Below are 25061 nucleotides of genomic sequence, written 5' to 3' on the forward strand. Positions count from 1 at the left end.
TTATTTATACGTGTTCCACGGCGGCCCGCTCCACAGCCAGGCCCGCCTTATAGTGCACCATAAAGTTGGTGAAGCCCTCCACGTCCTCGGCCTGAGGCTCCACCACAGACACCTTCTGGTCGCCAAAGACCTGGGTGTTCAGGTAGTCCTGGAGGGACTGGCCGTCGGTCTTATGTACCGCATAGGCGGCCAGCAGGGCCATGCCCCAGGGTCCGCCCTCTCCGGCGGTCTCCATGGTGGCTACGGGGCTGTTGGCGGCGGCAGCCAGAATGCGCTGGCCCACCACGGGGGTCTTGAAGAATCCGCCGTGGCCCATGAGGCGGTCCACCGCCACATGCTCCTCACCCAGAATGTCCAGGCCCACCTTCAAGGTGGCCAGGGCGGAATAGAGCTGGGTGCGCATGAAGTTTGCAAAGTTCAGGTGTGCCTCGGGGCCACGCACCAGCAGGGGGCGGCCGTCGCTGAGGCCGGTGACCGGCTCGCCGGACAGGTAGTTATAGAGCAGGAGCCCGTCCCCGTCCGCCTTGCCCTCCAGAGCGGAGGTAAACATGGCGGTGTACAGGGCGTTTTTGTCCACCTCATGGCCCAGAGCGGTGAGCAGGCCGGAGAAGACCTCCGCCCAGGCGTTGATCTCATTGGTGCAGTTGTTGCAGTGGACCATGGCCACGGGAGCCCCGTCGGGGGTGGTGACCATGTCGATCTCCTCGTAGCGGCGGCTCAGGGGCTTCTCCAGCACGATCATGGAGAACACCGAGGTGCCCGCCGACACGTTGCCGGTGCGCTTGGCCACGGCGTTGGTGGCGGCCATGCCGGTGCCAGCGTCCCCCTCGGGGGGGCAGAGGATGGCGCCGGGCTGCAAGGTCCCGGTGGGGTCCAGCAGCTTGGCCCCCTCGGCGGTGAGGGTGCCGGCGTTGTCGCCAGCCACCGCCACCCGGGGCAGGATATCCCGGAGCTTCCAGGGGAAGCCCTTGTCGGCCACCAGGGCGTCAAAGCTGTCCACCATGGCCTGGTCGTAGTCGCAGGTGTTGGAGTCAATGGGGAACACGCCGCTGGCGTCGCCCACACCCAGGACATTCTCCCCGGTGAGCTTCCAGTGCACGTAGCCCGCCAGCGTGGTGATAAAGGCCACGTCGGGCACGTGGTCCTCGCCGTTGAGGATGGCCTGGTACAGGTGGGCAATGGACCAGCGCTGGGGAATGTTGAAGTTGAACCGCTCGCTGAGAATCTCAGCGGCCTGTCCGGTGGTGGTGTTGCGCCAGGTGCGGAAGGGGGCCAGCAGCTGGCCCTCATGGCCGAAGGGGAGGTAGCCGTGCATCATGGCGGAGAAGCCCATGGAGGCCACACGGGTCAGCTTCACCCCGTAGCGGGCTTCCACATCGGCGGACAGGTGGGCGTAGGCGTCTTGCAGCCCGGTCCACACGTCCTCCAGGGAGTAGGTCCAGTAGCCGCCCTCATAGCGGTTCTCCCAGCTGTGGTCGCCGGAGGCGATGGGGGCGTGGTCAGGGCCGATGAGCACCGCCTTGATGCGGGTGGAGCCCAGCTCGATGCCCAGACAGGCCTGACCGTTTGCGAGAAATTCTTTCATATCCATGGAGCAACCCTCCTGTGAGAAATTTCAAACTTATTTCTTGCGGTTTTTCAGCAGGGCAAACACACTCTGCAGCACGATGAAGAAGCACAGCAAGGCAGCGGTGAGAATGTTGGGCCAGGAGCTGGCCAGCTTACCGTTGAACTGCACGATGCTGGCGATGGTACCGTTGATGAGCACGCCGAACAGGGTGCCGATGACGTTACCAACACCACCGGTCAGCAGCGTACCACCGATAACCGCGGAGGCGATGGCGTCCATCTCCAAGCCGGTGGCCTGGTTGACGCTGGCGCTGGTGGTATTGAGGAAGTAGCAAATGCCGCCGATGGAGCACAGCAGAGAGCAGAGCACATAGGCCATCATCTTGGTCCGCTTCACGTTCAGACCCATCATGGCAGCGGACTGCTCATTGCCGCCTACCGCGTACAGGGAGCGGCCAAACTTGGTGTAACGCAGCATCAGGAACACCAGGATCAGCACCACCACAGCGATGATAACACCCACGCCGAAGTAGGGCATAATCATCTTTCCAGCCCGGTTGATGGTGCCGCCGAAGGGCAGGTAGATGCGGAAGGTAGCCAGATCATAGAAGGCACCGCTGGTGATGGACAGCTGGGCGGTGGAGATGACAGCCACCATGCCGCGGGCGAAGAACATACCAGCCATGGTGACGATGAAGGGCTGAATCTGCAGGTATCCGATGAAGAAGCCCTGCACCAGGCCAAAGACCAGGCCCAGCACCAGCACCAGAATCACAGCCACAGGAGCGCTCATGTTCATCTCGGTCATGCCATAGGCCAGAATCATACAGTCCAGAGCCACCAGAGAGCCCACCGAGATGTCAATGCCGCCGGTGAGCATGACGCAGGTCATGCCGCTGGCCACACAGATCAGGCCGGCGCTGCTGCGCAGCACGTTGAGGAAGGTCTGAACGGTGAGGAATCCTCTGCTGGCATAGGCCACGCAGCCGCCAGCATAGAGCACAAAGAACAAAACAATGGTAATCATCAGCAACATGGTGTTGCTGTTCATCTCTTTGACGCTTTTCAAGGCATTGGCAGGTTTCTTGCTCATACCTTGGCCACCTCCTTCTTGGCAGCGGCCTTAGCGGCACTGCGCTTGTTGAACCAGGCCTTCACAGGGGGTGCCTGGATGGCCACGATAATAATTACCACAACAGCTTTGAACACAGGGGTGACCTCGGTGGACACGCCCAGGTTGTACATCGTGGTGGTAATGGCCTGAATGGTATAGGCACCGATGATGGAGCCAGCCAGGTTAAACTTACCGCCGCTCAGGGCGTTGCCGCCCAGAGCCACGGCCAGGATGGCGTCCAGCTCCATGTTCAAGCCGATGTTGTTGGAGTCTGCACTGGTGATTCGGGAGGAAGCCACCAGGCCAGCGATGGCAGCGCACAGGCCGCACACCAGGTAGCACAGGAAGATGATGCGCTTGGAGTTCAGGCCGGCGATGCGGCTGGCCCGCTTGTTGATACCCACCGACTGGATGTACAGACCCAGGGCCGTGTACTTCAGCAGCAGGGTGGTAATGAGCACGCATACGATCACCACGATGAGGGGGGTGGGAATGCCGAACAGGTAGCCACCCAGCACGCCGTACTCAGGCACACGCACATACACAATCAGGTTGTTGCACAGCAGCAGGCCGATGGCACGGGCCGCCGACCAGAGAATCAGCGTGGCCACCATGGGCTGAATGCCCAAGTAGGACACCAGAGCGCCGTTGAAGGCGCCGCACAGGCAGCCCATCAGGATGGCACCGGCAAAGCCCAGAGCCAGAGAGGCGGGGGTGACGGAATCCACAGAGGAAACGCCGAATCCGGCAATGAGCATACAGCAGAAGGAGGCGCACAGGCTCATCACCGAGCCCACGGAAATATCCGTACCGGCGGAGGCGGAGACCACCAACGTCATACCGATGGCCAGAATGGCAACCTCACTGCCACGGTTGAGGATGTTTACCAGACGGCCCTGGAAAATGCCGTTGGTCATGGAAATCTTGAAAAAGTTATAAAATACATCGCCGTTTGCCACATCGTACACGATGTTTACGGCCAGCACCAGCAGCACGCACACGATTGGAAGGAACAGCTGCTGGCGGGAAAATTTCTTGAGAGTTGTCATTCGTCAAAACCTCCTGCAATGGCACTCATAACCCGCTCCTGGGTCAGTTCGCCTTCCAGCTCGCCCACCTTGGCACCGTCACGGAGCACCGCCATGCGGTTACAGGTACGCAGCATCTCTTCGATCTCAGAGGAGATAAACATAATGCTCTTGCCCTCTTGGGCCAGGTGGATGATGAGCTTTTGAATCTCGGTCTTGGTGCCCACGTCGATACCACGGGTGGGCTCGTCCAGAATGAGGAAATCCGGGTCGGTGGCCAGCCAGCGGCCCAAAATCACCTTCTGCTGGTTGCCGCCGGACAGCTGCTTGATGGGAGTCTCCCGAGAGGCGGTCTTAATCTGGAGCATCTTGATGTAGTGGTCGGCCATTTTGTCCTGCTGTGCCCGGGGAATCAGGTGGAACATACCACGCTTGGCCTGAAGGGCCAAGATGATGTTCTCACGCACAGACAGGTCGCCGATGATACCCTCAGCCTTGCGGTCGTCGGGCAGCAAGCCCATGCCCATCTGCATGGCATCAATGGGCTGGTTGATCTTGGCCTCTTTGCCCGCCACCTTCAAGGTACCGGTCTGGGCCTTGTCCGCGCCGTAGATCACACGGGCCAGCTCGGAACGGCCGGAACCCAGCAGGCCGGTCAGGCCAATCACCTCTCCCTTGCGCAGGTTCAAATCGAAGGGCTTGATGGTACCCTTGTGACTCAGCCCCTGTGCCTCAATCTGCATGGGAGCGTCCTTGAGGGTATCAAATCCTTCCGGCTTAATGCTGGCCAAATCATCGAAATCTTTACCCATCATGGCAGCCACCAGCTTGACCCGGGGCAGCTCGTCCACAGGGTACTCACCCACAAAGGTACCGTTGCGCAGCACGGTAATCCGGTCACACACGGCGTATACCTGCTCCAGGAAGTGAGTGACGAAGACGATGCTCACGCCATTTTGCTTGAGCTGGTTCATCATAACAAAGAGCTTGTCCACTTCCACGTCGTCCAGAGAGGAGGTGGGCTCGTCCAAAATCAAAACCTTACAATCCATATCCACCGCACGGGCGATGGCGATCATCTGCTGGATGGCCAGGGAGTAGTTCTCCAGGTTCTGGTACACATCCACGTCAATTTCCAGACGCTTGACCAGTTCCTCGGCCTTCCGGTACATCTTCTTGCGGTCAATGGTACCGATGAAAGTCTTGGGCTCACGGCCAATGTACAGGTTCTCGGCCACGCTGAGGTTGGGGCACAGGTTGACCTCCTGATACACGGTGGAGATGCCCACCTTCTGGGCATCCAAAGTAGAGTGGTTCTTCACCGGCCCGTCAATGCCGTCAATGCGGATCTCTCCGGCCTCAAAATCGTTGATGCCGGTCAGGCACTTGATGAGGGTGGATTTTCCTGCACCGTTTTCTCCCATCAGGGCGTGGATCTCACCCTTACGCAGGGTCAAGTCCACCCCGTCCAGCGCCTTAACGCCGGGAAAGGTCATGGTGATGCCTCGGGCAGTGAGTACGATATTACCTTCCAAAGTGGTTCACCTCACAGAGTTTTGGGTTGAAAAGGGGACCCCGGGAAGTGCCGGGGTCCCCCTGGATGTTTATATTCTATGGAGTTTTTCCGGAAAATCCTTAGTAGGGACGAGCGTCCAAGACTTCCTGGGTCACGTGGACCATCTCCTGCTCCTCACCGTTGACGGTGATGGTCTTGACGTTGTCCTCAGCGGCGAACCAAGACTCGGTGACGTACACTTCCTTCTCAGGAGTCTCGTCGTTCTCCAGCTGCTTGATGATCTCATCCACCATGGGTGCGGCCATGGGGTTGCACTCGAAGTTGGCGTTGATCTTGCCTTCCATAACCAGCTGGACATAGGGCTTGTTGGCATCGAAGGAAACCAGAATCACATCGCCGTCCACGCCGTAGCTGACGCCAGCGGCATCCATGGCGGTCATGGCACCGGCAGCCTCGTTATCGTTCTGGCAGATAACCACGTTGAACTGGCCCTTGTAGCTCTGGCAGTAGGACTCCATGACCTCCTGGCCGCCAGCCTCGGTGAAGTCACCGCTCTGAGAATCCAGAATGGTCCAGCCCTCACGGTCGGCGATCTCCTTGAAGCCATCGGTACGGCCGATGGTGGCGGAAGCACCGGTGGAGCCCTCGATCACCAGGGCATTGATCTCCTCAATCCCCTTATCGGCAGCGAATGCCTTCAGCCACTCGCCGCAGGCCAGGCCCTCAACCTTGAAGTCAGAGCCAACCCAGGCGGTGTACTTGTCGGAGTCGGTGATGGTACGGTCGATGATGATGACGGGAATGCCAGCGTCCTCACACTCGGTGAGCACTGCGTCCCAGCCGGTATCCACGATGGGGTCAATGATGATGTAGTCCATGCCCTGCTGGATAAAGTTACGCACAGCATCCAGCTGAACAGCGGAGTCGTTGTCGCAGTCCACAAAGGACAGCTCGTAGCCGTTCTCCTCGGAGAACACGTCCTGAGCGGACTTGGTGGAAGCGGTGCGCCAGTCGGACTCATGTCCCACCTGAGCGAAGCCCACCTGAATCGGCCCATCGTCAGGGCCGTCGCCAGCGGGAGTGTCGGTGTTGCCGCCGTTTCCGCCGCAAGCGGCCAGGGAGAACGCCATGGCCAGGGACAAGGACAGTGCAAGTAATTTCTTCTTCATTGTAGTGACCTCCGTTCCAATATTTCGCTTGTTCCACCGGGGCAGATGTTTTGTTCCGCTGCCGTTCGGTGCTCTGTGATTTCAGTATACCAACAAAATTTCAAATGTCAAGTAAATGTACGAACAACTATTCATTTCTAGGTTTACAACAATACAAATTTGTGAAAACATTCTGAAAAATTGGTGATAACCACGAGAAAGACTCCCAATCGGTTCCAGTTTTTCCGAAACGCCTGGAATATTTAATCAATATACGCAAAAAGCGCTCTTCCAGAAAACGGGCATTGTGCACAAATCCCACCAAAACACCCCGGTGGATTTTTTCAAAATCCATCGAGCCGCGAATTCTTTTGCCGGATTCTGGGCTTTTATTTTCTGAATTTGACTGGTGGTATTGGAATATTGCCGAGACTTGTTTTGAAAAGGTACATACCATTTCGCAAAATTTAAAACAAATATCCCGAACATGTGTTGCACCGTACGTACAAATATGGTATACTTTCGATCACAAATCCAACGGACCAATCCCAGAGAACTACGAGAGAGGGGGGGGACATTGTGCGCCCCAAATATCAAACGGTCGCAGACACCCTGCGCCGGGAAATCCAGTCTGGACAATACGATGAAACCATGCTTCTGCCCACCGAGCAGGCTCTGTGCGGCCAGTTCCAGGTCAGCCGCCAGACCGTGCGGCAGGCACTGAGCCTGCTGGCCTCCGAGGGACTCATTGAGCGCCGTCAGGGCAGCGGCTCCCATCTGGCCAAGCGGGACAAGGGTGGCCGCCGCACGGTGGCCGTTATCACCACTTACATTAGTAATTATATCTTCCCCAGCATTCTGCGGGAGATTGAGACGGTGCTGGCCGCCAACAACTGCGCCCTCACCCTGTACGCCACCCAGAACCTGGTGGCCAACGAGCGGAAGATCCTCACCTCCCTGTTGGACGAGCACGTGCCCGACGGCATTCTGGTGGAGGGCATCAAGACGGGTCTGCCCAACCCCAACCTGGATTTGTACCAGGAGATTACGGCCCGGGGCATTCCCATGGTGTTCCTCCACGGCTACTACCGGGAGATGCCCGACTGCCTGTCGGTGCTGGACGACAACTACCGGGGCGGGCGCATGCTGGTGGAGTACCTCTATAATAAGGGACACCGGGCCATTATGGGCCTGTTCAAAAACGACGACATCCAGGGCTTGCAGCGGTATTCCGGCTACCTGGAAGGGCTGCGGGACCTGGGGCTGCCCCTGGACCAGCAGCACGTGTTCTGGTACAACACCGAGACCAAGACCGACCTGCTGCAAGAGGACGAGCCCTGGGAGCAGGTGCTCAAGACCCTGGAGGGGTGCACGGCGGCAGTGTGCTACAACGACGAGGTGGCCTCCCGCCTGGTGAGCATCCTGGTCCAGCGGGGCAAACGGGTGCCCCAGGACGTGGCTGTGGTGAGCTTCGACAACAGCGCCTACAGCCAGCTGGCCCCCGTGCCCATCACCTCCCTGTCCCACGGCACCTACAACGTGGGCCAGATGGCCGCCCAGCTGCTGGTGGATTTGTTCCACGGCAAGAAGGGGGAGTCCATGGTGGCGCCCTGGGAGCTAGTGGAGCGGCAGAGCAGCTAAACGGCTGCCAAAAAGCAGCCGTTTAGCTGCTAGTGAATAAGTAATAGTGAATAGTGAAGAAGTATGGTGTGCTGCTTTGAGCAGCACCGATTTCAAAGCAAAAAACCGGCGCAGATGCGCCGGTTTTTCTTTTGAGTCGTGCCGCCCAAGCGGCACTCCTTCATTCTTCATTTTTCACTATTCATTCTTCATTGCCCTTACCGGTGCTTGCCCATGAAGAACAGCGCCACGCAGCCGGGGCCGGTGTGGGCGCCGATGACGGGCCCGATATCGTTGAGGATGATCTCCTTGGTGCCATACTTCTGCTTGATCTGGTCGGCCACAAACTGGGCGTCCGCCTCACAGTCGCTGTGGCTGATGAACATGGTCTGATTGGCCACGTCCTCCCCCAGCTGGCCCACCTTGTCCACCAGGGCCTGCAGGGACGCCTTGCGCCCCCGGGCCTTGGCCACGCTGATGAGGTGGCCCTCGTTGTCCACGTGGAGCACCGGCTTGATTTGCAGCATGGTGCCCACCACGGCGGTGGCGGCAGATACCCGCCCGCCCCGCTTGAGGAAGAACAGGTCGTCCACGGTAAACCAGTGGCACTGGCGCAGCTTGTTGTCCTCCACCCACTGGGCCACCTCGTCCAGGCTCTTCCCTGCCTGGCGCAGCTGGGCCGCCTGGTACACCAGCATACCCTGGCCCAGGGAGGCGCACAGGGTATCGATGACCCGGATGGTGCGGTCCGGGTACTGCTCGGCCAGGTCCTGGGCGGAGATGGTGTAGGAGTTAAAGGAGGTAGACAGGCCGGAGGAGAAGCTCAAAATCAGGATGTCCTTGCCCTCCTCCAGGAAGGGGGTGAGGAAATCCGTCACCTGTCCCACGTTGATGGCGTTGGTGGTGGCCATCTCCCCCGCACGCAGGCGGTCATAGAAGGCCTTGGGGCTCATCTCCCGGTTGTCGGGGTAGTTGTAGTAGGTCTTCTCCCCAAAGAGGAAGGCCAGAGGCACGGTATGTAATTCCAGCTCCTCCACCAGGTGGGCGGGCAGGTCGCAGGACGAATCGGTGACAATGACGTAGTTTGACATGGGATCATTCCTCCTTCATGTGTGCGTGTCGAACCTGTTCGACACGCTTCTCAAAAATGCCAGCATTTTTTCGAGGAGTTGCAGCCCGCTGCATGCAGCCTTGGGCCAAAGGGCGACCCAAGGCCACACTGGCGGACTGAGAAGTGTTTTTTTCGATGCGCATGTCCCCGAAAAAAACGTTATTTCCATTTATTTTCCCATCTGCGGATGGGAAAACTCTGCCGAGGGCTTTTTGACGATGCAAGATAGTCTGTCCCTCTTACATTGACATGAGGTTTTCTTGACCGTCTGGTGTGTTACTTCTTTTTCCCGCCCTTCAACAGGTCGGAACACCCCGACTTCTGGGCCATGATCTCCAGCAATCGCCGACACACCAGCCCGTGGGCGTAACTCTGCAAGGCGTAGGTGAGCACCATACCGGGCAGCTTCTCCTCCTCCGCCTCTTCGTTGAGCTGTCCGGCGGCCTGGTCCAGAGCCTGGTCCAGCACCCGGCAAAAATAGTCATACTGCTCCTGGCTGGTGCCCACATTCTTTCCAATGGCCACCAGGGTGCGCATCTCCCGCACGCTGAGCACCTGCTTGAGGTCGCTGATGGCGGTGAGATAGGCCAGGTGCTCCTTGCCGTACTTTTTGCCGTTGGCCCGGGCCAGCAGACCGTCCTTGATGTAGTTGTTGATCATGGCGGAGGTCAGACCGTCCCCCTCCTCAAAACACACCATCTGACGGGTGAGGTAGGACACCACCTGGTCCATATAGAGGGGAATGTCCGGCAGGCGGTCCCAGCTGTCCGGCCGTTGGGATGTGATATTTTCTTTTAATTCTACCAGTTCTTCCATGGCAGTATCAGCTCCAATCTTATGCCGAAAATTATATCATATGATTTTGGAGACGTAAAGCCCGGAAGAAAAAATGCTCCCCCTCTCAGGGCAGCAGACCCAGCAGCAGCGCCGTCCCCACCTGGGCCAAAAAGGGCAGCGGGGCGGGGCCGGAATAGGGGAGCACCAGCTCCTGACGTTCCACAATGCCGCCCCCCAGGTGTGGAAATTCCCGCTGCACCGCCACGGCGGCGGAGTGGGCGGTGAGGCTGGACAGGGTGAGGGTGTTGCGGCTGGCACAGCCGTAGCTGACCCAGATGGGAGGCGGGGCGGAGCACTGGGGCGGGGCCACGTCCCCGGGCACCAGGGCGGCCCGGCATCGGGGCAGACACACCGCCCGGGGCCCGTGGGGGGCCACCACCAGCAGGTCCAAGGGGGTATTCCAGGTGGGATGGGGGGCGCAGCAGGCCCGAATGAGGCAGCCCGCCCCCTCTGCCAGCTCCACCAGCAGGGGGCTCACCGGCTCCTCCGGCTCCCACACGCCCACTTGCCACATGTCCGCCACCTCCCGGATGATCTGCCCTTAGAATGGCTGTTTGGGGGAAAATTATACCCTTATCCGTGTTTTCTCTGGTGAATGACGTAGTTGATGAGGCTGCCCACAATGAGGATGTTGCCGCACAGGTACAGCCACACCAACAGGATGATCACCGAAGTCAAAGACCCGTACACCAGGGAGTACCGGGTGGAGTGTTCCATAAAGGCGGAGAAAATCATGGAGGCCACGGTCAGCGCCACCGCCGCCACCAACGCACCGGGAATCACCGGGGGCCGGGGGTGGCCCAATGGGGCAGAAAACCGGTACAGCAGCAGGATAAACAAAAACACCAGTGCAATGAGCATCAGATACTTGGACCACTGCCAGGTGTCCACCTTGGCCACCAGGTCCTCCAGTTTCAGCAGCTGTCCCACCATGCGGAAAAACCAGTTTCCGGTGACCACCACGGTGATGGACAGGTAGATGGTAATGAGCAGCAGCACGGAAAAGATGAGACTGGCAATGAGCTGGAAAATACCCTGGAAGGTGGCTCTGCCGTAAATTTCGTGCATGATGTTCATCAATCCCCGCACGGCAGCGGAGGCAAACAGGGCGGACATAAACACGCCCGCCACCAGCATGGCGTCGGACTGGTGGGTGTCCAGATAGTGCAAATAGTCCTGGAAAATGGCCAAAACCTCCTGGGGCAGCACGTAGCTGGCCTCCTCCAGCAGCGCGGACATCTCCAGGTTGAGCTTGGAGACGAAGGCAGAGACGCAGATGAGAATGGGGAAAAAGGTCAGGAGCAGAAAATAGGCCAGTTCGGCGGCGGAGCGGCTGACCCGGTGGACAAAATACAGCTCCACCACGTCTGCTACCAATCCCACGGGCGGAACCTGCCGAGCATTCTCCCACAGGCGTTTCACGGCAAGTCACCTCCTTTTGTACCGAAAAAACTACTTCTCAGTATAACACAAGATGAAAAGGCAGGACAACGGGAATTTTGTCCCCCAATCTCTGCCAAACCAAACGCCTCCCGATCTGCTTCATTACTCAATGAGCATATTCAATTCCTCCACGCTCAGAGACGGATTCAAAGCCAAACTCACCGCATACCCCAGCACCCGGGACAAATCCGCCACCCGGCTGTCCGCCTCCCGAGGGGTGACAAACAGTTCTCGCCCCGGCGCCTCCTCTGGGGCACGCTCTCCCAGCAGGTCCTGGATGAGGGTGGCCCCGTCCACCACCGTGGGCACCCCCAGACTCAGCACCGGCACCCCCAAGGTGTCCCGGCTGAGGGCGTAGCGGTGATTTCCCACCCCGGAGCCGGGGACGATGCCCACATCGGACAGCTGCACCGTGCGGCACAGCCGCTCCACCGACCGGGAGGCCAGGGCGTCCACGGCGATGACACAGCTGGGGTGGAGCTTGTCCACCACCGCCTGGACCAGCACGCCGCTCTCCACCCCCGTGGTGCCCAGCACCCCGGCGGCCAGGGCCGCCACCGCTCGCAGGTGGGAAAACTGGGGCAGGGCCTCCACCAGGTGCCGGGTCACCAGGGTGAAATCCACCGCCCTTGGCCCCACCAGGTCCGGGGTCATGGCCCGATTGCCCAGCCCCACCACCAGGGCCAGCCCCTTCGTTGGAAGCATGGGGGCCAAAAGCCCGGCCACGGCCTCCACCGCCCGGGAAAACCCCGCCTCTTCCCGGCGCAAAAGCCCGTCCAGCTCCACCGTCACATAGGTGCCTATCGGCTTGCCCAGCACCTGGGCGGCCTCATGGGTGCGCACCTGCACCACGTGGGCCTCGTACCCATGGCAGGTCTCGTCCCGGCACTCCACCCCCTCCACATCCCGGTGGAGCTGGTGGGCCTCCTGGGCCAAATCCGTGCGAATGCCTGTCATACCCTCTCTCCTTCCACTACATGTTGTGCAAAATGGGAAAATGTCTCCCTATTTTTTGCCCTGGAAAAAAATTTTATACAAATAGTAAATTAAGTGTTGCTTTTTTCGGAGTTTCATGCTAGAATACATATCTGCGACGGGAAACTGCGCAAAAACATAAAATCACATCGGAGGAGGTGTTTGGTTTGCCCAATATCAAGTCTGCCAAAAAGCGTGTTCTGGTGAATGCTACCAAGGCGGCTCAGAACAAGGCTCAGAAGTCCGCGCTGAAGACCGACCTGAAGAAGTTTGAGGCCGCGGTGGCCGAAGGCAACCGCAGCGAGGCCGATGCCGCTTATAAGGTGGCCGTTAAGGCCGTGGATCAGGCTGCTGCCAAGGGTCTGCTGCACAAGAACAATGCCGCTCACAAAAAGAGCGCCATGACTGTGAAGCTCAACAAGCTGGCCTGAGCAAGTGGCGTCTGATCGCTGAAACCAAAGCACAAAAAGCCGTCTGGGAAACCAGGCGGCTTTTCTTCTATCTGAAAGGGGACATGAACCGTGATTCGATGGGAATGTGACTACGCCGAGGGGTGCCACCCCGCCCTTCTGGATGCCTTAACACGCACCAACATGGAGCAGACCCCCGGCTACGGGGTGGACGCGCACTGTGACCGGGCCCGGGGGCTCATCCGGGACTTGTGCCAGGCCCCGGAGGCTACGGTGGAGTTTTTGGTGGGGGGCACCCAGACCAACACCACCGTCATCGCCGCCGCTCTGCGGCCCCACCAGGGGGTGCTGTGCGCCCACACCGGCCACATCAACTGCCACGAGACCGGAGCCATTGAGTCCACCGGCCACAAGGTGCTCCCGCTCCCCTCGGAGGACGGGAAAATCACCGCCCAGCAGGTGCGGGCAGCGGTGGAGGCCCACTGGCAGGATGCCACCCACGAGCATGTGGTGCAGCCGGGTATGGTGTACCTCTCCCACCCCACCGAGCAGGGCACCGTGTACACCGCCCAGGAGCTCACCGCCATCTCCCAGGTGTGCCGGGAATTTGGCCTCCCCCTCTTTGTGGACGGGGCCCGGCTGGCCTACGGCCTGGCCGCCGAGAAGAGCGTCACCCTCCCCCTGCTCTATGAGCTGTGCGACGTGTTCTACCTGGGCGGCACCAAGGTGGGGGCCCTGTTCGGGGAGGCGGTGGTGATCTCCAACCCCGCCCTGGCCCGGGACTTCCGCTACCTCATCAAGCAGCGGGGCGGGATGCTGGCCAAGGGCCGCCTGCTGGGGGTCCAGTTTGAGACCCTGCTGGAGGACGGCCTCTACTTCCGCCTGGGAGAAAACGGCGTGGAACAGGCCCGCAAGCTGTCCCAGGCCTTCCAGGCCAAGGGCTACCCAATGCGCTACGACTCCCCCACCAATCAGCTTTTCCCCGTTCTGCCCGATGCCCATCTGGCCAAGCTGGCAGACCGCCACGTCTGGTCCTTCTGGGAGAAGGTGGACGCAGACCACACCGCCGTGCGCTTTTGCACCAGCTGGTGCACCACACCGGAGCAGGCGGAGCAGCTGGCAGCGGATTTGAAAGGGTTGTCACAGCATCCATAAAGCCACAACCCCGCCTTCAAATGAACAGTGAAAAGTGAATAATGAATAGTTATGGTGTGCCGCTTACAGCGGCACGGATTTCATGAGAAATGAAGACTTGAGGGCCAGCATTTTTCATTCTTCATTATTCGTTTTTCATTAACCCAGATACAAAAAATCCCCCCGGTGTAAACCGAGGGGGATTTTTTGTATCTGGGTTAGGCCAGAGCGGCGGTGATGATGGCCATGGAATAGACCTCCATGGCGTTGCAGCCACGGGACAGGTCGTTGATGGGGGCGTTCAGGCCCAGCAGGATGGGGCCGTAGGCGTCAAACTTCCCAAGGCGCTGCACCATCTTGTAGCCGATGTTGCCGGCGGAGATGTTGGGGAAGATGAAGGTGTTGGCGTGGCCAGCCACGGGGGAGTCGGGGCACTTCAGGCCGCCCACGGCGGGGGACACGGCGGCGTCAAACTGCAGCTCGCCGTCCACGGCGAAGTCGGGGTTGGTGGCCAGCAGCTTCTCGGTGGCGTTGCGCATCTTGTCCACGTCGGGGCCCTTGCCGGAGCCCTTGGTGGAGTAGCTCAGCAGAGCCACCTTGGGGTCGATGCCAAACACCCGGGCGCAGTGGGCGCACTCCTGGGCAATCTCCACCAGATCGTCCTCGCTGGGGTCGATGTTGATGGCGCAGTCGCCCATGGCCAGCACCTCGTTGGAGCCGATGGCGGCAGCCCGCACCATGATAAAGCAGGAGGACACGATCTTGTTGCCGGGCTTGGTCTTAATCAGCTGAAGGGCGGGGCGCACGGTGTCGGCGGTGGAGTAGGTGGCGCCGCCCAGCAGGCAGTCGGCCACGCCCATCTTCACCAGCATGGTGCCGAAGTAGTTGCCCTGGAGCAGCAGCTCCCGGCACTGCTCGGGGGTCATCTTACCCTTGCGCAGCTCCACCATGGCAGCCACCATTTCCTCCATCTTGTCGTACTTGGTGGGGTCCATGATGATAGCGCCGTTGATGTTGAAGCCGGTCTTTTCCGCGGCAACCTGCACCTCCTGCTCGTTGCCAATCAGAATGGGCTTGAGGAAGGTGGAGGACAGCAGACGGGCAGAGGCCTCCAGAATACGGGCGTCGGTGCCCTCGGTGAAGACGATGGTCTTGGGGCTGGCTTTCAGTTTTTCAATCAATTGACCAAACATGAGTTGGGTTCCCTCCATACAATACAAATTGTGTTCCGAGTCATATCGCCTATTAATGTAGCACCATCCCAGCCAGATTGCAAGGGTCTGGAAAGAGAAATGTAAAGCATTTGCAGAGTTTTGCCCGGATATTCTGACAATCTTTGTTAAAAAAATCTCAAACAATGAAATTTGTCGCCCTACCATCCATATGGTGGAAAAGTACAAAAATACTCTGTGCAATTTTCCTCCTTCCGTGGGAACACCTTATTTACATCTTGTAATCACTTGGGTATACTATAAATAATGCGATTGGAGAACGAAAAGAGAGGGTATAACATGATCCATGCTGATTTTGCACGTTCTTTGTCCCTGTTACGGCAGGAAAAGGGAATCTCCCAGCGGCAGGCCGCCGGAGCGCTGGGCATCTCCCAGGCCCTGCTGTCCCACTACGAAAACGGGGTACGGGAGCCGGGACTGGCCTTTGTGGTGCGGGCCTGCGATTTTTACAATGTGTCCGCCGACTTTTTACTGGGCCGTACCTTGAGCCGGGACGGCACCACCATTCTGGACGTGGATACCCTCTTTGACGCCTCCGCCCAACCCGACAACCTGCTCAAGGGCTCGGTGATGGCCACCCTGTCCAAAAAGCTGGTGGTAAACTCGGTGGGGGTGCTCTTTGACCTGCTGGGCAAGCTGGACAACAAAAAGGCCATTCGGGCGGCCACCAACTTTTTGTCCACCTCGGTGTATATCCTCTTCCGCCACCTGCGCCGCACCGGCTCAGACAGCGGAGACAGCCTGTTCTCGGTGCCCAAGGAGCAGTTCATGGCCGGTCTGCCCCGGGTGGACCTCATTCTCAACGAGGCGGATTACCTGGAGGCCCTGACCCAGAGCAAGGGCAAGCACAAATTCCCCGACATGTCCCACGACCAGATGATGGACAACTATCCGGGCACCTATCAGTCCCTGCTGCAAATCATCCACGCCTGTGGCGAACGGCTCAACGGCGACATGAAGAGCCACCGAGATCGGGTAAAATAATTCGTTTTGTCAGCACCGCCCACGGGGGCGGCCTGTCATCCCAGGGAGGAGCGATACCAATATGACCAAACAAGATCACATTCGCAATTTTTCCATCATCGCCCACATTGACCACGGCAAATCCACCCTGTCGGACCGCATGATTGAGATCTGCGGCGCGGTGGAGCAGCGGCAGATGGAGTCCCAGCTGCTGGACAACATGGACCTGGAGCGGGAGCGCGGCATCACCATCAAGGCCCGTGCCGTGCGCATGGACTACACCGCCGACAACGGGGAGACCTACTGCCTCAACCTCATTGACACCCCGGGCCACGTGGACTTCAACTACGAGGTCTCCCGCTCTCTGGCCGCCTGTGAGGGTGCGGTGCTGGTGGTGGACGCCGCCCAGGGCGTGGAGGCCCAGACCCTGGCCAACACCTATCTGGCCCTGGACCACGACCTGGAGATTCGCCCGGTGCTCAATAAAATCGACCTGCCCGCCGCCGACCCCCACCGGGTCAAGCAGGAGATCGAGGACATCATCGGCCTGCCCGCCATGGACGCCCCCGAAATCTCCGCCAAGATGGGCCTGAACATCCGCTCCGTGCTGGAGGACATTGTCCACAACGTCCCCGCCCCCACCGGCGACCCCAAGGCCCCGCTGAAGGCCCTCATCTTCGACAGCCAGTATGACCCCTATCTGGGCGTCATCGTGTACTTCCGTGTCATGGAGGGCACCATCCGCCCGGGGATGAAGGTGCGGCTGATGGCCTCCGGAGTGGAGCACACCGTGCTGGAGTGCGGCTACCTGCGCCCCCTGGGAATGGAGGCCGCCAAGGAGCTGTCCGCCGGAGAGGTCGGCTACTTCACCGCCTCCATCAAGAACGTGAAGGACACCCGGGTGGGCGACACCATCACTGAGGCCACCAACCCCACCGCCGAGGCTCTGCCCGGCTACCGCCCGGTGCAGCCCATGGTGTACTGCGGTGTGTACACCGAGGACGGCTCCAAGTACCCCGACCTCCGGGACGCCCTGGACAAGTTGCAGCTCAACGACGCCTCCCTGTCCTTTGAGCCGGAGTCCTCCATCGCTCTGGGCTTTGGCTTCCGCTGCGGCTTCTTGGGCATGCTCCACATGGAGATCATCCAGGAGCGTCTGGAGCGGGAGTTTGATTTGGACCTCATCACCACCCTGCCCTCCGTCATCTACGAGGTCACCAAGACCGACGGCACCGTGGTGCGGGTGGACAACCCCCACAACTACCCCAACCCCGGCACCATCGCCGAGGCCCGGGAGCCCTACGTCAACGTGTCCATCATTGCGCCCCCCGACTATGTGGGCAACATCATGCCCCTGTGCCAGGATCGCCGGGGCGAGTACAAGGACATGCAGTATTTGGACACCAACCTGGTGGAAATCCACTACCTGATGCCCCTCAACGAGATCATCTACGACTTCTTCGACACCCTGAAGGCCCGCACCAAGGGCTACGCCTCCCTGGACTACGAGCTGGCCGACTACCGGCCCTCCGACCTAGTGAAGGTGGACCTGCTCCTCAACGGCGACCAGGTGGACGCCCTGTCCTTCATTGCCCACCGGGACAAGGCCTATAAGCGGGCCCGTCGGATCTGCGAGAAGCTCAAGGAGAACATCCCCCGCCAGATGTTCGAGATTCCCATCCAGGCCGCCATCGGCGGCAAGGTCATCGCCCGTGAGACCATCAAGGCCCTGCGTAAGGACGTGCTGGCCAAGTGCTACGGCGGCGACATCACCCGAAAGAAGAAGCTGCTGGAGAAGCAGAAGGAAGGCAAAAAGAAAATGCGGAGTTTGGGTACGGTGCAGATGCCCTCCGAGGCGTTTATGGCAGTACTCAAGTTGGACGAGGAATAAGGGTCCACGATGGTTCCCCTCCGGCGGCATAGCCGCCGGAGCTTCCGCTAAATCTGTGCCACTGGCACAGATTCTTCACGCTACAGTGGCGGTACTCAAGTTGGACGAGGAGTAAAAACTGCGCACATTGTGCAAATGAAGAATGAATAGCGAATCATGAATAATTATGGTGTGCCGCATAGCGGCACAGATTATCATTCGAAGCAGAGGCTTGAGGGCCTGCATTCTTCACTTTTCATTAATCATTTTTCATTGCCCCTTTGTCTCTCTGCGGGAGACAAAGGGGCAGAATTCCTCTTGACAGATTGCACAGTTCCATTTACAATAGCAGGAGATAATTTTGGAAAACCGGGCGAGACATCGCCTGTTTGAGGAATTGCTGCACCCTGTTGGATTCGGGTGCTTTCATATATGTACGTTGGCAAGCTATATGACACTCAAATACTGCGCCCAAATTGGGTGGGCGGTTTTTCGATTATCGCGGTGTGCCCTGTGGGTGCATCGCGTCTTATTTTGGCTTTTTGTTGTAAAAAATCTAAAAACAAGGAGGTGTGGGAACATTCATGAACGTAAACATTGTTGTTGTTGTGATTGCGGTGCTGGTGGCTCTGGTCATTGGCGGAGGCGTTGGCATCGCTGTGGGCTATAACCGGCGCAAGGCCGTGGCCGAGCGTGAGATCGGCTCTGCGGAGGAGGAGGCCCGTCGTGTCATCAACGAGGCCATCAAGAGCGCAGAGAGCAAGAAGCGTGAGGCCACCGTGGAGGCCAAAGAGGAAATCCTCAAGGCCCGCAACGAGTTTGAGAAAGAAGTCAAGGACCGCCGCAGTGAGCTCCAGCACCAGGAGAAGCGCCTGAACCAGAAGGAAGAGAACCTGGACCGCAAGATGGAGAACCTGGAGCGCAAGGAGGACGTGCTGGCCGCTCGCAGCGCCGAGCTGGACCAGGACCGTGCGGAACTGGACACCATCAAGGAGCGTCAGACCCAGCTGCTGGAGCAGATCTCCGGCCTGACGTGCGAGGAGGCCAAGCGCTACCTCATGGAACAGCTGGAGGAGGAGGTCACCCACGAGGAGGCCCTGAAGATCAAGGAGATTCAGGCCCGCTTCAAGGAGGAGGCCGACACCTACGCCCGGGAGCAGATCGCCCTGGCCATCCAGCGCTGTGCCGCCGACCACGTGGCCGAGGCCACCGTGTCCGTGGTGCCCCTGCCCAACGACGAGATGAAGGGCCGCATCATCGGCCGTGAGGGCCGCAACATCCGTACCCTGGAGACCATGACCGGGGTGGATCTCATCATCGACGACACCCCCGAGGCCATCACCGTGTCCTGCTTCGACCCGGTGCGCCGGGAAATTGCCCGTCTGGCCCTGGAAAAGCTGATTCTGGACGGCCGCATCCACCCCACTCGCATCGAGGAGATGGTGGAGAAGGCCAAGCGCGAGGTGGACGCCACCATCAAGGCCGAGGGCGAGCGCGCCGTGTTCGAGACCAACGTCCACGGTCTGTCCCCCGAGCTGGTGAAGCTGCTGGGCCGCCAGCGCTACCGCACCAGCTACGGCCAGAACGTGCTCAACCACTCCATCGAGGTGGCTCTGCTGGCTGGTCTGCTGGCCGCCGAGATCGGCGCCGACGTCAACCAGGCCAAGCGGGCCGGACTGCTCCACGACCTGGGCAAGTCCATTGACCACGAGGTGGAGGGCTCCCACGTGCAGATTGGCGTGGAGCTGGCCCGGAAGTACCGGGAGAGCGAGGCCGTCATCCACGCCATCGAGGCCCACCACGGCGATGTGGAGGCCAAGACCATCGTGGCCTGCCTGGTGCAGGCGGCCGACGCCATTTCCGCCGCCCGTCCCGGCGCCCGGAAAGAGAATGTGGAGTACTACATCAAGCGTCTGGAGAAGCTGGAAGAGCTGTCCTCCTCCTTCCCCGGAGTGGACAAGGCTTACGCCATCCAGGCCGGACGCGAGGTGCGGGTGATGATCAAGCCCGAGGAAGTCTCCGAGGACCGCATGGTCATTCTCGCCCGGGAGATCGCCAAGAAGATCGAGGACGAGCTGGAGTACCCCGGCCAGATCAAGGTCAACCTGATTCGGGAGACCAAAGCCATCGAGTACGCCAAATAATAGAGACTCATTTGCCGCCGCAGCGATACGCTGCGGCGGCTTTTTTGTGTCCTATTATGATAGATTGCCCTCCTCCTTTTTCCGTTCCAGCCCTCCGGCCTGGTGGGGACGCTCCGCTGGGCCCGATTTCTCTCCGATGAGAAATCGGGGAAAGAATCGCCAAAGGCGGGGCCTTCCCCCGCCTTGTGGAATCCACCCCGCGGTACTGGGAGTCCCTGCGTCCTCCTTGTTTCGGCCCTGGACTGGTTCCTGTCACATAGATGGCGTAGACATTCTGAGGGTGGTACCTGCTCCTCTGTATGTTGGTACTTCTATTCCCAGGGCCTCACCTTGGTGAGCCGCTGTTCCCAGCGGTCGGAAGCTTGGCAGCGCAGTTCTTGGAGGGCTTGGCACAAAAAACCCATAAAAATTGCGCATTTCTTGCGTTGCTGGGCGTAGGGGAGGGGCTTGCCCCTCCCGAATTCCCCAGGGCAATTCCAGGGTAGCCACGGGCCGGGCAAGCCACGGCCCCTACCACAGCACCACAGGAAGTGCGGCAAAACTCCCGGCGGCGGGAACGCCGCTTCTCCAAGGTAGGCCCGGAGGTGGAAATCGCCTGGCGATAGGGCCAGCTGCCCAGAGTGGCCTGGTGTGGTGGCAGAACTAGGCGCCACAGCAAGGGTGACGGGCCGAATTTAGACTTGACGCAGGTCCAGCTTCGTACCCCAGGGAGGTCCTTAGGGGGGAACGCCCTAAGTGGCTTTTCGTCCATTTTGGCCACTCAAAATGGACCCCAGCGGAGCGCGTCTCCCCTCTCCAGGGGAGCAAGGCTGCGCCGCACATACGGGAGAAGTTGGGGGCTGTTGCCCCCAACATATGAAAATTTTACATTCCCTTGATGGGACTTTGATGGAAAGGCACCCGTACATGTCGTTATACTGTGGGAGCGTCTGAAGAAATCTGAGAGATGGGGCTTGCATCGCCCCGCACAACAAAGAGGGAGGAAACCAAATGACGTTCCACAAACCCAAGGCCCTGGCTCGCCGCTGGGGTGCTGCGGCGCTGGCCGGGACCATGATGCTGGGCCTGATGCCCACCGTCCACGCCCAGACTTCCACCCAGTCCGACATCCCCGTGGTGGCCGACTGGAAGTTCCAGCAACAGTACACCCAGGGTTCCATCGCCGCAGGCAACCTGGTCATTGAGGACCAGAGCGGCAACGGCAACAACCTGGTGATGGAGACCTACGGGCAGGGCAACTGGGAGGACTATCTGTCCTTCTCCGCCGACTCCATGACCGGAGCCGGGGGCAGCCTGGTCTTTGACGGCGACAGCACCGGCAAAAACGGCGCCGACTTCATCACCCAGACCGGGGCCGCCATCAACCGCGAGGAGTTCCAGGACGGCTATACCTTGGAATTTATCTATCAGTTCCCCGAGGACTGGACCGCCGCAGACAGCTGGATGAGCCTCATCGGCCGCCAGGGCTCCGGCGGCGGCAACCCCGAGGGGGAGCAGGGCACCATGTACGCCTCGGTGTCCAACTGTAAGGAAATTCAGTTCGTCACCGGCAACGCCGACGGCGACCACTCCATGTCCTCGGCGGCCTGGTCCGTGTCCATGGACCAGGGCGGCGTGTGGTACCACATCGCCATCGTCTCCGACGGCCACGAGATTGCCACCTATGTCAACGGCTGTGAGGCCTTCCGGGACTACGTGTCCGACGACATGGTGGGCATGTACGCCGACCCCGCCGACGGCCGCTTCCGCATCGGCTCCAGCTGGTGGAACGGCCTGGACAAGTTCCTCCAGGGCAACCTCCAGCAGGTGCGCATCACCGGGGACGCCCTGGACAAGAGCCAGTGGCTGGTGCCCAACCCCGAGGACTATGTGGGCGAGTTCGGCAGCAACGAGACCTATGCGCTGCGGGACGAGGACAACTACAACTTCGTGCTCATTCCCGACACCCAGAACACCGTGGAGTACCGCCCCGACGTGATGGACACCGCCGTGGACGAGCTCATTGACAGCGTGGACGAGCTGAACATCAAGGGCGTCATCCACCTGGGCGACGTGGTGGACGACTCCGGCGATGCCACCCAGTACAACAACGCCAAGGACATCTTCTACCAGCTGCCCGAGGCCGGAGTGAAGTTCCTGGTCCAGCCCGGCAACCACGACAACTGGGCAGGCAACGGCTCCAGCTACTGGCACTACTTCGGCGCCGACAGCAAGGAGTACATGTCCCTCACCAGCTCCTACCTCACCCCCAAGGCCTGGAGCGGCGCCATGTTCGTGGAGGCGGGCAGCTACACCTACATGATCATCTCCCTGGCCTGTGAGGGCGGCAAGACCAGCTGGAACCCCACCACCGGAGAGGTGGAATGGCTGGAGGAGATGCTCCAGAAGTACCCCAACTGTCCCACCATCGTCACCCGCCACGACATTCAGAACTGCTCGGACACCCAGCCCAGCTCCATCAAGCTCAGTAGCGAGGGCACCAAGCTGTGGAACATCGTCAAGAAGTATCCCCAGGTGTTCATGATGGTGGGCGGCCACAGCCACGGCTCCGGCGTGGAGGTGCTCCAGAATGACGCTGGCCAGGACGTGATCTCCATTCTCACCGACCTGCAGTTCTCCTACAACGGCGGCAACGGCTGGTTCCGCTATCTGGAGTTTGACGAGAGCGCCGACAAGATCTACTACTCCGTCTACTCCCCCTACGCCGCCTCTCTGCCTGAGAGCGAGAAGACCTTCTTCGATGTGAACTTCCTCACCGGCCCCGGCCACGAGGGAGAGCTGGACATCGACTTTGACACCCGCTTTGCCGGTATGTCCAACGAGCCCGCTGAAGTCCAGACCGAGGGCCAGTGGATGACCGGCGAGTACCACACCCACACCAACCAGTCCAACGACGCCTCCGAGAGCTATATGACCGTGGAGAACACCCTCAACGTGCCCTTCCGGGAAGATATGGACACCCTGCTGGACGAGCCCGGCGCCCGGGTGGAGAACATCACCTACGGCCAGGCCTTCGACTACATCATGCTGGCCGACCACCTGCGCAACTCCCCCCGCAACCCCGACGGCACCAGCAACGACACCGCCCGGTGGAGCGCCATTGCCGCCCAGCAGCGGGAGATTGAGAAGCTGCAAATCCAGGGCAAGTACGACGGCAAGATCATCTACTCCGGCTTTGAGTGGGACATGATGGCCCTGGACCACGCCACCGTGGCCCTCATTGACTCCGGCTCCAACCTGGTGCCTGTGGAGGGCATCCACGAATTTGAGTGGCTGTTCAGCTACGACACCTCCGCCGACCGCTTCTACGGCGACGAGGAGGAGGTCTACGGCCCCCGTCAGAACGACAAAAACGATGTCAACGACACCTACGCCGCCGTGGAGTGGGTGGAAGAGAACTACCCCGACAGCTTCATCCTGCCCAATCACCCCTCCCGCCACAACGATGGGGACGACCAGGTGGACCAGGGCGAGGTGGCCCTTGAGAACCTGCGCATCATGAACGACCTGGCCCCCAACGTGGTCTTTGGCTTCGAGGGCATGCCCGGCAACCAGATGGACCCCTCCTGCGAGCTGCCCATGGACGACATCCGGTCCGGCGCTGACGAGATGATCTCGGTCACCGGCGGCGTGTGGGACGCCATGCTCTCCGAGGGCCGCCGCTTCTACACCTTCGCCAACTCCGACTTCCACTTCAAAATCAGCTCCAACGGCAATTACTCCAGCGGCTACTGGGCCGGAGAGTTCTCCCGCAACTGGACCTATGTGGAGCCCGGCGAGGACGGCCTGTTTGACTTTGCCGACGTGGTGGAGGGCATGCGCTCGGGCAACAGCTACTCCGTCAACGGCGAGCTGATCTCTGACCTGACCTTCACCGTCTCCGACGACGCCAACACCGCTGGCATGGGCCAGGACCTCACCGTGGCTCCCGACGAGACCGTCACCGTCACCATCCGCTTCCAGGTGCCCGAGCACAACAACTACGCCACTCTCTACGGCACCGACACTGGTATTGACGTGGACAACACCCCCGACCTGGACCACGTGGACCTGATTATGGGCCACGTCACCGGCAAGGTGGATGAGGCCGATTACAACAGCACCGCCAACACCGACGCCTCCATCGTCAAGACCTTCACCCGGGAGGAGCTCCAGGCCGCTCTGGGTGAGGACGGCACCTACACCCTCACCTTCACCACCCAGGCCGACGACGATCTGTACTTCCGTGTCCGTGGTCTGTCCAGCTCTGAGGTGGACGAAAACGGCGACCCCGTCACCCACGAGCGGGACGTGACCAACGACCGCCCCGCCCGCTTTGACTACATCAACGACTACAACTACTCCCACCTGTCCTTCTACGCCAACCCCGTGTGGGTCAACGTGGACGAGAACCAGGCTGCCGACGTGGACACCACCCTGCTGGAGAAGACGGTGGCCTACGCCCTGACCCTGTCCACCGAGGGCGTCACCGACTCCGCCGTGGCCGCCTTTGAGGCCGCTCTGGAGAGCGCCCAGGCCGTGCTGGCCAAGGAGAACCCCACCCAGGCTGAGGTGAACGCCGCTTGGGACGCCCTGCTGGAGGGCATCTGGGGTCTGGGTCTGACCCAGGGCGACAAGACCATGCTGGAGCAGCTGATTGCCACGGCTGAGAGCATGATCCCCGACCAGGACAAGTACGTCCAGGACAACTGGCAGACCCTGGTGGACGCTCTGGCTGCTGCCAAGGACGTGGCCGCTGACGGCGACGCCATGGAAGAGGACATCCAGCCTGTGGCCCAGGCCCTGCTGGACGCCATCCTGGCCCAGCGCTTCAAGGCAGACAAGTCCATCCTGGAAGAACTCGTCAACCGTGCCACCCAGATGGTTGAGAATGCCGATAAGTATGTGGAGACTCACTGGCAGGAGCTGTTGGACGCTCTGACGGGGGCTCAGGCAATCATGGCTGAT

Annotated in this window: 19 protein-coding genes; 7 read left to right on the plus strand and 12 right to left on the minus strand. The window is 60.1% G+C overall.

Annotated elements, in window-relative coordinates:
* Window positions 1-4 precede the first annotated feature (4 nt).
* The 5 genes from B5F98_RS05480 to B5F98_RS05500 form a co-directional block, all read right to left on the minus strand.
* Window positions 5-1591, minus strand: a complete 1587-nt coding sequence (locus B5F98_RS05480) for an FGGY-family carbohydrate kinase (protein WP_087370199.1) — start codon at window positions 1589-1591, stop codon at window positions 5-7.
* Window positions 1592-1621: 30 nt separating this feature from the next.
* Complete coding sequence (locus B5F98_RS05485; RefSeq protein ID WP_087370201.1) at window positions 1622-2662, minus strand: sugar ABC transporter permease YjfF; 1041 nt, start codon at window positions 2660-2662, stop codon at window positions 1622-1624.
* Entirely contained in the window at window positions 2659-3732 is a 1074-nt protein-coding gene (locus B5F98_RS05490) for an ABC transporter permease (RefSeq protein WP_087232880.1), read from the minus strand. Before B5F98_RS05490 ends, B5F98_RS05485 begins: the two co-directional genes overlap by 4 nt.
* A complete protein-coding gene (locus tag B5F98_RS05495) occupies window positions 3729-5207 on the minus strand; it encodes a sugar ABC transporter ATP-binding protein (protein ID WP_343219395.1) in 1479 nt (492 codons plus the stop codon). Before B5F98_RS05495 ends, B5F98_RS05490 begins: the two co-directional genes overlap by 4 nt.
* Window positions 5208-5346: 139 nt before the next feature.
* Entirely contained in the window at window positions 5347-6396 is a 1050-nt protein-coding gene (locus tag B5F98_RS05500; protein ID WP_087370203.1) for an ABC transporter substrate-binding protein, read from the minus strand.
* Window positions 6397-6954: 558 nt separating this feature from the next.
* On the opposite strand from B5F98_RS05500, the gene B5F98_RS05505 reads away from it, so the two are divergent.
* The gene (locus B5F98_RS05505; RefSeq protein WP_242954923.1) at window positions 6955-8016 is read left to right on the plus strand and encodes a GntR family transcriptional regulator; all 1062 of its coding nucleotides are present in this window, start codon (window positions 6955-6957) and stop codon (window positions 8014-8016) included.
* Here the strand turns inward: B5F98_RS05505 and B5F98_RS12705 are convergent.
* The 6 genes from B5F98_RS12705 to gpr form a co-directional block, all read right to left on the minus strand.
* The gene (locus B5F98_RS12705; RefSeq protein ID WP_143482741.1) at window positions 7993-8187 is read right to left on the minus strand and encodes a hypothetical protein; all 195 of its coding nucleotides are present in this window, start codon (window positions 8185-8187) and stop codon (window positions 7993-7995) included. The two genes, B5F98_RS05505 and B5F98_RS12705, sit on opposite strands and share 24 nt — an antisense overlap.
* A gap of 26 nt (window positions 8188-8213) precedes the next feature.
* The gene (locus B5F98_RS05510; protein ID WP_087370205.1) at window positions 8214-9086 is read right to left on the minus strand and encodes a DegV family protein; all 873 of its coding nucleotides are present in this window, start codon (window positions 9084-9086) and stop codon (window positions 8214-8216) included.
* A gap of 296 nt (window positions 9087-9382) precedes the next feature.
* The gene (locus B5F98_RS05515; protein WP_087370207.1) at window positions 9383-9922 is read right to left on the minus strand and encodes a DUF1836 domain-containing protein; all 540 of its coding nucleotides are present in this window, start codon (window positions 9920-9922) and stop codon (window positions 9383-9385) included.
* A gap of 85 nt (window positions 9923-10007) precedes the next feature.
* Window positions 10008-10457 (minus strand): hypothetical protein, encoded by a 450-nt coding sequence (locus B5F98_RS05520; RefSeq protein WP_087370209.1) that lies wholly within the window; start codon window positions 10455-10457, stop codon window positions 10008-10010.
* A gap of 59 nt (window positions 10458-10516) precedes the next feature.
* Window positions 10517-11365, minus strand: a complete 849-nt coding sequence (locus B5F98_RS05525) for a YihY/virulence factor BrkB family protein (protein WP_204871091.1) — start codon at window positions 11363-11365, stop codon at window positions 10517-10519.
* A 123-nt stretch (window positions 11366-11488) separates the two neighbouring features.
* A complete protein-coding gene (gpr, locus tag B5F98_RS05530; RefSeq protein ID WP_087370211.1) occupies window positions 11489-12343 on the minus strand; it encodes a GPR endopeptidase in 855 nt (284 codons plus the stop codon).
* A 185-nt stretch (window positions 12344-12528) separates the two neighbouring features.
* Between gpr and rpsT the strand changes: the two genes are divergently transcribed.
* Together rpsT and B5F98_RS05540 are read left to right on the plus strand one after the other, a co-directional pair.
* A complete protein-coding gene (gene rpsT, locus B5F98_RS05535) occupies window positions 12529-12792 on the plus strand; it encodes a 30S ribosomal protein S20 (RefSeq protein ID WP_087232901.1) in 264 nt (87 codons plus the stop codon).
* Window positions 12793-12882: 90 nt separating this feature from the next.
* Entirely contained in the window at window positions 12883-13926 is a 1044-nt protein-coding gene (locus B5F98_RS05540) for an aminotransferase class I/II-fold pyridoxal phosphate-dependent enzyme (protein WP_087370213.1), read from the plus strand.
* Between the two features lie 197 nt (window positions 13927-14123).
* Here B5F98_RS05540 and pta read toward each other — a convergent pair whose 3' ends face one another.
* Entirely contained in the window at window positions 14124-15098 is a 975-nt protein-coding gene (gene pta / locus B5F98_RS05545) for a phosphate acetyltransferase (RefSeq protein ID WP_087370215.1), read from the minus strand.
* 318 nt (window positions 15099-15416) lie between these two features.
* Between pta and B5F98_RS05550 the strand changes: the two genes are divergently transcribed.
* From B5F98_RS05550 to B5F98_RS05565, 4 genes are all read left to right on the plus strand, one after another.
* Window positions 15417-16121 (plus strand): helix-turn-helix transcriptional regulator, encoded by a 705-nt coding sequence (locus tag B5F98_RS05550; protein WP_206020599.1) that lies wholly within the window; start codon window positions 15417-15419, stop codon window positions 16119-16121.
* A 61-nt stretch (window positions 16122-16182) separates the two neighbouring features.
* Window positions 16183-17991, plus strand: coding sequence for a translation elongation factor 4 (lepA, locus tag B5F98_RS05555; protein WP_087232910.1), 1809 nt, complete (start codon window positions 16183-16185; stop codon window positions 17989-17991).
* 563 nt (window positions 17992-18554) lie between these two features.
* On the plus strand, window positions 18555-20114 hold the full coding sequence (gene rny, locus B5F98_RS05560; RefSeq protein ID WP_087370217.1) for a ribonuclease Y: 1560 nt from the start codon (window positions 18555-18557) through the stop codon (window positions 20112-20114).
* Window positions 20115-21104: 990 nt separating this feature from the next.
* Window positions 21105-25061 (plus strand): LamG-like jellyroll fold domain-containing protein (locus B5F98_RS05565; protein WP_087370219.1); only part of this gene is annotated, 3957 nt, incomplete at its 3' end.

Origin of the sequence: Pseudoflavonifractor sp. An44 (assembly GCF_002161675.1) — a bacterium.
GTDB lineage: Bacteria > Bacillota > Clostridia > Oscillospirales > Oscillospiraceae > Enterenecus > Enterenecus faecium.

Excerpts from the sequence above, each read along its gene's own strand:
- B5F98_RS05495 (WP_343219395.1), bottom strand. The coding sequence starts at position 5,207 with ATGACCTTTCCCGGCGTTAAGGCGCTGGACGGGGTGGACTTGACCCTG.
- B5F98_RS12705 (WP_143482741.1), bottom strand. The coding sequence starts at position 8,187 with ATGAAGAATGAAGGAGTGCCGCTTGGGCGGCACGACTCAAAAGAAAAA.
- rny (WP_087370217.1), top strand. The coding sequence starts at position 18,555 with ATGAACGTAAACATTGTTGTTGTTGTGATTGCGGTGCTGGTGGCTCTG.
- pta (WP_087370215.1), bottom strand. The coding sequence starts at position 15,098 with ATGTTTGGTCAATTGATTGAAAAACTGAAAGCCAGCCCCAAGACCATC.
- B5F98_RS05515 (WP_087370207.1), bottom strand. The coding sequence starts at position 9,922 with ATGGAAGAACTGGTAGAATTAAAAGAAAATATCACATCCCAACGGCCG.
- B5F98_RS05485 (WP_087370201.1), bottom strand. The coding sequence starts at position 2,662 with ATGAGCAAGAAACCTGCCAATGCCTTGAAAAGCGTCAAAGAGATGAAC.
- lepA (WP_087232910.1), top strand. The coding sequence starts at position 16,183 with ATGACCAAACAAGATCACATTCGCAATTTTTCCATCATCGCCCACATT.
- B5F98_RS05550 (WP_206020599.1), top strand. The coding sequence starts at position 15,417 with ATGATCCATGCTGATTTTGCACGTTCTTTGTCCCTGTTACGGCAGGAA.
- gpr (WP_087370211.1), bottom strand. The coding sequence starts at position 12,343 with ATGACAGGCATTCGCACGGATTTGGCCCAGGAGGCCCACCAGCTCCAC.
- B5F98_RS05500 (WP_087370203.1), bottom strand. The coding sequence starts at position 6,396 with ATGAAGAAGAAATTACTTGCACTGTCCTTGTCCCTGGCCATGGCGTTC.
- B5F98_RS05510 (WP_087370205.1), bottom strand. The coding sequence starts at position 9,086 with ATGTCAAACTACGTCATTGTCACCGATTCGTCCTGCGACCTGCCCGCC.
- B5F98_RS05480 (WP_087370199.1), bottom strand. The coding sequence starts at position 1,591 with ATGGATATGAAAGAATTTCTCGCAAACGGTCAGGCCTGTCTGGGCATC.
- B5F98_RS05520 (WP_087370209.1), bottom strand. The coding sequence starts at position 10,457 with ATGTGGCAAGTGGGCGTGTGGGAGCCGGAGGAGCCGGTGAGCCCCCTG.
- B5F98_RS05490 (WP_087232880.1), bottom strand. The coding sequence starts at position 3,732 with ATGACAACTCTCAAGAAATTTTCCCGCCAGCAGCTGTTCCTTCCAATC.